1 protein-coding gene is annotated in these 606 nt (G+C 39.8%); it reads left to right on the top strand.

What is annotated here, in order from left to right:
- Window positions 1-135: 135 nt before the first annotated feature.
- A partial coding sequence (locus tag D1841_RS17685; RefSeq protein ID WP_371722173.1) for a hypothetical protein occupies window positions 136-606 on the top strand: 471 nt, incomplete at its 3' end.

Raw genomic sequence — 606 nt, 5'->3', positions numbered from 1 at the left:
GATAAATCCGTAAACAGTTTACGGATTTATACAAAAAAGGATTTGAAGAGGGTGAAAAAACGTCCTCTTTTACCCCTTGATTATAGGCTTAAGTTTACGACATAGAAAAAATGGAAAGGAGGAAGTAAGGACAAAATGGCGAGAATTGAAAGGTGGAAAGAAGTTACAATAGCAGGGGAAGAAATTATAGTTAGAACTTGCCAAAAGGACAGGGAGACTAGAAGACGGGCGAAGAAAAACCGCCCATCAAAAGAATCTGTTATCAAAAGCAATAAGAGGCAGCTAACCCGAAGAATTCACGCCATAATAGAAGAAAATTTCAAAGTAGGAGATTTATACATAACATTTACATATAAGCCAGAAGAGAGACCGGAAGAACGAGAGAGCGCAAAAAGCGATGTTGAGAAGTTTATAAGGAAGCTGCGGGCGGCATATCGTGCAGACGGTCAGGAGCTAAAAGCAATATGGGCAATAGAAGACGAACGCTTGTTTCATACTCATATGGTATTAAATAAACCCGGTAAAGAAGGGGAAAAGGCACTGAACACATGGAGCATTAAAGGCAATTTTTGGCGTGATGAAATTCACATCAGAGAGCACGCAAAC

This window comes from Neglectibacter sp. X4 (assembly GCF_009917365.1).
In the GTDB taxonomy this organism is placed as follows: domain Bacteria; phylum Bacillota; class Clostridia; order Oscillospirales; family Acutalibacteraceae; genus Acutalibacter.
This window is presented reverse-complemented; position numbering and strand designations above follow the sequence as displayed.